4 protein-coding genes and 1 pseudogene are annotated in these 6,225 nt (G+C 69.2%); all 5 read left to right on the top strand.

Annotation, left to right across the window (positions count from 1 at the left end):
- Nucleotides 1-874, top strand: a pseudogene (locus AC07WS_RS05590) (hypothetical protein); the annotation flags it as partial.
- A gap of 177 nt (nt 875-1,051) precedes the next feature.
- Entirely contained in the window at nt 1,052-2,638 is a 1,587-nt protein-coding gene (locus AC07WS_RS05585) for a ShlB/FhaC/HecB family hemolysin secretion/activation protein (protein ID WP_494728111.1), read from the top strand.
- 55 nt (nt 2,639-2,693) lie between these two features.
- Nucleotides 2,694-3,515, top strand: coding sequence for a FecR family protein (locus tag AC07WS_RS05580; protein WP_494728110.1), 822 nt, complete (start codon nt 2,694-2,696; stop codon nt 3,513-3,515).
- Nucleotides 3,516-3,601: 86 nt separating this feature from the next.
- The gene (locus AC07WS_RS05575; protein WP_494728109.1) at nt 3,602-5,842 is read left to right on the top strand and encodes a heavy metal translocating P-type ATPase; all 2,241 of its coding nucleotides are present in this window, start codon (nt 3,602-3,604) and stop codon (nt 5,840-5,842) included.
- Nucleotides 5,839-6,225, top strand: coding sequence for a Cu(I)-responsive transcriptional regulator (gene cueR / locus AC07WS_RS05570; RefSeq protein WP_494728108.1), 387 nt, complete (start codon nt 5,839-5,841; stop codon nt 6,223-6,225). Before AC07WS_RS05575 ends, cueR begins: the two co-directional genes overlap by 4 nt.

Genomic DNA, 6,225 nt, shown 5'->3' with positions numbered 1-6,225 from the left:
CGCCAAGGCCGCAGCCGATGCGGCTGCCGCCAAAGCCGCCGCCGATGCGGCTGCCGCCAAGGCCGCCGCCGATGCCGCCGCGGCCAAAGCCGCCGCCGACGCGGCCGCAAAAGCCGCCGCCGATGCCGCAGCCAAGGAAGCGGCCGATGCCGCCGCCAAGGCCGCGGCCGATGCCGCCGCCAAAGCGGCTGCCGATGCCGCGGCCGCCGCCAAGGCCGCAGCCGATGCGGCTGCCGCCAAAGCCGCCGCCGATGCGGCTGCCGCCAAGGCTGCCGCCGATGCCGCCGCGGCCAAAGCCGCCGCCGACGCGGCCGCCAAAGCCGCCGCCGATGCCGCAGCCAAGGAAGCGGCCGATGCCGCCGCCAAGGCCGCCGCCGATGCCGCCGCCAAGGAAGCGGCCGATGCCGCCGCCAAGGCCGCCGCCGACGCCGCTGCGAAGGCCGCAGCCGATGCTGCCCAAGCCGCAGCCGATGCCGCTGCGAAGGCAGCCGCCGATGCTGCCCAAGCCGCCGCCGATGCCGCCGCCAAAGCGGCCGCCGACGCTGCGGCCCGCGCCGCCGCCGAAGCCAAGGCGGCCGCCGACGCCGCCGCTGCCGCCGCCGCAGCGGCCGGCGGCAGCCAGGCGCCGACACCGGTCAGCCAGGCGTTGAACTCGACGGTCAACATCATCAACACCGTCACCCAGGGCGGAATTATGAAGAGCCCGACGCCGGCGTCGCCGCCGGACACCAGCACCGCCTCGACCTCGTCCGGCAGCAGCAGCGGCACCAGCAAGCCGGACGATAAAGTACCGGACGACAAGGACAAGTCCGGCGGCAAGGTCGATGTGCTCGCGAGCAAAAACGAGCCGGTCAAGAAGATGTACTGCAATTGACGGCGCCTTGCCCAACCTGGGCCCGTCCCCGCGACGGGTCCGTTTGTGAGCTGAAATCCAACACTCGGCGCCGGGCCTATCAAAAATGGCGTTTCAAATAGGCATTGAATATGGCGGCTATGCTAGCATCGGTTGAGCGCTTGCACAGTGCGCCAGCCCACAACTACGAGCGAATCCATGAGAAATAGCTTAACCCGCTTCCTGGCAGGTTCACTTCTGACCGCCGCCGCGGCCTCCGCCTGGACGGCCGAGCCGGCCGCCGACAGTGCCCCCATCCGTTTTGAGATTTCCCGTTTCGAGGTCAAGGGCAACACCCTGTTGCCGCAGGCGCAGGTCGACGCGCTGCTGGCCAAATTCACCGGCAAGGAACGCGACTTCGGCGACGTCCAGCGCGCGCTGGAGGCGCTGGAGGCGGTCTATCACGAGCGCGGCTACAACGTGGTGACGATCGAACTGCCGGAGCAGGAGCTCAACCGCGGCGTGGTGGTGTTGCGCGTGGTGGAAACGCGCCTCGGCCGCATCCGCGTGAAGAACAATCTGTACTTCGACGAGAACAATATCCGCCGCAGCCTGCCCGCCTTGCAGGAGGGCCGCACGCCGGACCTGAAGGCGATCTCGGCCAACCTGAAGCAGGGCAACGAGAGTCCCGCGAAAGAAGTCACCCTGAAGCTGCAAAGCGGCGAGCGGGACGACGAGGTCGACGCCGTGCTGGACGTCAAGGACCAGCCCGTCTGGAAGGCCATGGCCAACATCGACAACACCGGCACCGAGCAGACCGGCAAGACCCACGTCGGCTTCATCCTGCAGAACGCCAACCTGTTCAACCGCGACCACCTGGCCTCGCTGCAATACACCACCTCGGCCGAGGAGCCGGGCCGCGTCAAGGTGTACGGCGCCGGCTACCACGTCCCGCTGTACGCGCTGGGCGATTCGATGGACTTCTTCGCCAGCTATTCCAACGTCGATTCCGGCACGGTGTCGGCCGGCGCGGTCAACCTGGCCGTCAGCGGCAAGGGCGCGGTGTACGGCGCGCGCTACAACCAGGGACTGGCCAAGCGCGGCGAGCTGGAATCCAAGCTCAGCTACGGCATCGACTACAAGGCGTTCAAGAACAGCGTGCAGCTGCAGGGCCAGGAGCTGGGCAACGATGTGACCGTGCATCCGCTGAGCGTCAGCTACCAGGCCACGCTGCCGCTCAAGCAGGGCGAGCTGAGCGGCCAGGTGACGCTGCTGCGCAATATCTCCGGCGGCAGCAAGGGCGACCAGCGGGCGTTCACGCTGGCGCGCGACGGCGCCAAGGCCGACTACACCATGCTGCGCGTGGCCGGCAGCCTGAGCCGCGCCTTGACCAACGACTGGCAGCTGCGCGCCATCGCCAACGGCCAGTACACCAGCGACGCGCTGATCCCCGGCGAGCAGTTCGGCGCCGGCGGCGCGACCTCGGTGCGCGGCTTCATCGAGCGCGAGATCTCCAACGATTCCGGCCTCAGCCTCAACCTGGAAGCCTACACGCCCAATCTCTGCACCCGCGCCGCCTGGAATTGCCGCCTGCTGGGCTTTTACGACACCGCCTACGTCAAGCGCAACCATGCGCTGGCCGGCGAGCTGAGCAGCACCACCATCGCCAGCGCCGGCGTCGGCGCGCGCTTCGTGCTGTCGACCTACGTCAACCTGCAACTTGATTTCGGCCACGTGGTCCACGCCGGCGTCACCGGCCGCGACAACGCCAACCGCCTGCACCTGCGCCTGGGGCTGGCGTACTGAGCGCGCCGCCCACTTGAATTGACTGGAAATGAACATGTCACAGCCAAAAAACTCCATGGTTATCCGGGCCCTGCTGCAAGGCTTGCTGTTGCTGGCGATGTGCGGCCTGGCCGGCGCCGGCTGGGCGGCGCAGGTGGTGGGCACGGTGGTCCAGCTGAGCGGGCCGCTGCTGTCCAAGAAGGCCGACGGCGTGGTGCGCATCCTGTCGATGCGCTCCGAAGTCGAGAGCGGCGACATGCTGGTGACGGAGAAGAACACCTACGCGATGGTCAAATTCATCGACAACAGCGAGATCACGCTCAAGCCCGGCACCACCTTCAAGGTCGAGAACTTCAGCTACGACGCCGGCAAGCCCGATGCCGACAACGCCTCGTTCAGTCTGGTCAAGGGCGGCCTGCGCTCGGTCACCGGCCTGCTGGGCAAGCGCAACAAGGAAAAGTTCGCCATGAAGACGCCGAGCGCGACCATCGGCATCCGCGGCACCACCTTCATCGCCGACATCGTCGAGCCGAGCGAGGAGGCGCTGGCCTCGCGCCTGGCCTACAACCTGGCCAGCACCGCCGCGCTGGACCGGCTGGCCGCGCCGGTGCGGCCGCTGATGCTGGCGCAGTTGACGCTGCCGCCGGGCGGGGTGCGCGCGCCGGGCCTGTACGTGCAGGTGCTCGACGGCTTGATCCACGTGACCAACCCGTCCGGCTCCAGCAATTTCAGCGCCGGCCAGTTCGGCTATACGCCGAACTTCCGGACGCCGCCGGTGATCCTGCCGGTCAATCCGGGCATACAGTTCGCGCCGCCGCCGGTGTTCAACCAGAGCACCGCGCCCTCGGCCAGCACCGGCCCGGGCAAGTCGAATACCATCGACTGCGAAGTGCGTTAAGCCGCGTCGCGCCTGCAATTTGGACTTGACCTTCCCATCGTGGGATACTTGATGCTGTTCTCATCGAGTCTTCCATTGGGATTGCCATGTCCAGCTCCGCCTCTCCTGTAGCGCAATCGATCAACATCGAGGGCATGACCTGCGCCTCCTGCGTGGGCCGCGTCGAACGCGTGCTGGCCGCGGTGCCGGGCGTGGCCAAGGTCAGCGTCAACCTGGCCACCGAGTCGGCGCGGGTGGAATCGTCGCAGCCGCTCGACTTCGCGCTGCTGGCGCAGGCGGTCGACAAGGCCGGCTACCACGCCACGCCGGAACTGCCGCCATCGGCCCCCGCGCCCGCGCCGGCGGCGCCCTCGCTGGCGCATCCGGCCGGCGGCCGCGCGGTGCTGCTGGCGGCCCTGCTGTCGCTGCCGCTGCTGCTGCCGATGCTGCTGGAACTGGCCGGCGTCCACTGGATGCTGGATGGCCGCGTGCAGATGCTGCTGGCGACACCGGTGCAGTTCTGGCTTGGCGCGCGCTTCTATCGCGCCGGCTGGCTGGCGCTGCGCGCCCGCAGCGGCAATATGGACCTGCTGGTGGCGCTGGGCACCAGCGCCGCGTATGGCCTGAGCGTCTACCAGCTGCTGGTGTCGACGTCCGCCATGCCGCACCTGTACTTCGAAGCGTCGGCCGTGGTGATCACCTTGATCTTGCTGGGCAAATGGCTGGAGGCGCGCGCCAAGCGCCAGACCACGTCGGCCATTCGCGCCTTGCAGGTGCTGCGGCCGGAGTCGGCGCGGGTGCGGCGCGGCGCGCAGGATGTCGAGGTGCCGATCGCCGATGTGCGGCCGGGTGAGCTGGTGGTGGTGCGACCGGGCGAGCGCGTGGCGGCGGACGGTGAGGTGGTGGAGGGCGCCAGCCATGTGGACGAGGCGCTCATCACCGGCGAGAGCCTGCCCGTGGCGCGCCACGCCGGCGACCGCGTGACGGGAGGCGCCATCAACGGCGAGGGCCTGCTGCTGGTGCGGGTGACCACGGTGGGCGCGGAGAGCACGCTGGCGCGCATCATCCGGCTGGTGGAGGATGCGCAGGCGGCCAAGGCGCCGGTGCAGCATCTGGTGGACCGCGTCAGCGCGGTGTTCGTGCCGGTGGTGCTGGTGCTGGCGGCGCTGACCTTCGCCGGCTGGTGGCTGGCGACCGGCGACGCCGAGCGGGCCATCATCAACGCGGTGGCGGTGATGGTGATCGCCTGTCCGTGCGCGCTGGGACTGGCGACGCCGGCCGCCATCATGGCCGGCACCGGCGTGGCGGCGCGCTACGGAATACTGATCAAGGACGCGGAGGCGCTGGAGCTGGCGCACCGCATCACCACCGTGGCGTTCGACAAGACCGGCACGCTCACGGAAGGCAAACCGTCGCTGGTGGCGCTGGAGCCGGCCGGCATCGATGAGGGGCGGCTGCTGCAACTGGCCGCCGCCATCCAGCGCGGCAGCGAACACGCGCTGGCCCGCGCCGTCACCGATGCCGCCGCCGCGCGTAACGCCACGAGCGATGGCGCCGCCGCCGCGCCAACCGCTACCGACGTCACCGCCTTGCCCGGGCGCGGCGTGTCGGCCATCGTCGACGGCATGCGCCTGATGCTGGGCAGCACGCGGCTGATGCAGGAGGAGGGCGTCGCACTCGATGCGCTGAGCGCCCGCGCCACCGCGCTGGAGCGGCAAGGCCTGACGATCTCCTGGCTGGCCGCATCGAACGCGCCGCAGCCCGCGCAGCTGCTTGGCCTGCTGGCCTTCGGCGACCGCGTCAAGCCGCAAGCGCGCGCCGCGCTGCAGGCGCTGCGCGCCATGCACATCCAAACCATCCTGCTCACCGGCGACAACCAGGGCAGCGCCGACGCCGTCGGCAAGGAGCTGGGCATAGACCGCGTCGTGGCCAACATGCTCCCGGCCGACAAGGCCAGCACCGTGGCCGGCCTGAAGACCGGCGACGCCTGCATCGCCATGGTCGGCGACGGCATCAACGACGCGCCCGCACTGGCCGCCGCCGATGTCGGCATCGCCATGTCCAGCGGCACCGACGTCGCCATGCACGCCGCCGGCATCACGCTGATGCGCGGCGATCCGGCGCTGGTGGCCGCCGCCATCTCGATCTCGCGCCGCAGCTACAGCAAGATACGGCAGAATTTATTCTGGGCCTTCATCTACAACCTGGTCGGCATACCGCTGGCCGCCTTCGGCCTGCTCAACCCCATGGTCGCAGGCGCCGCGATGGCGCTCAGCTCCGTCAGCGTGATCAGCAACGCCTTGCTGCTGCGCCGCTGGAAGCCGGATCAATCGAAAGGACAAGCATGAACATCGGACAGGCAGCGGCGGCCAGCGGCGTATCGGCCAAGATGATCCGCTACTACGAAAGCATCGCCCTGATCCCGCCGGGGCGGCGCAGCGACGCCGGCTACCGCATCTACGGTGACAACGACCTGCACGCGCTGCGCTTCGTCAAGCGCGGACGTTCGCTGGGCTTTTCGCTGGACCAGATCCGCGACCTGCTGTCGCTGTGGCAGAACAAGGAACGCGCCAGCGCCGACGTCAAGTCCATCGCCATGGGCCACGTGGCGCAGCTGAACCAGCGCATCGCCGAGCTGACCGAAATGCGCGACACCCTGCAAACGCTGGCCAGCTGCTGCCACGGCGATCACCGCCCCGACTGTCCCATCCTCCAATCGCTGGCCGATTAA

The sequence above is a fragment of the Duganella sp. GW821-FHT01E12 genome, from assembly GCF_059422325.1.
Note: the sequence above shows the minus strand (reverse complement) of the source record. Positions and strands in the feature narration are given on the sequence as shown.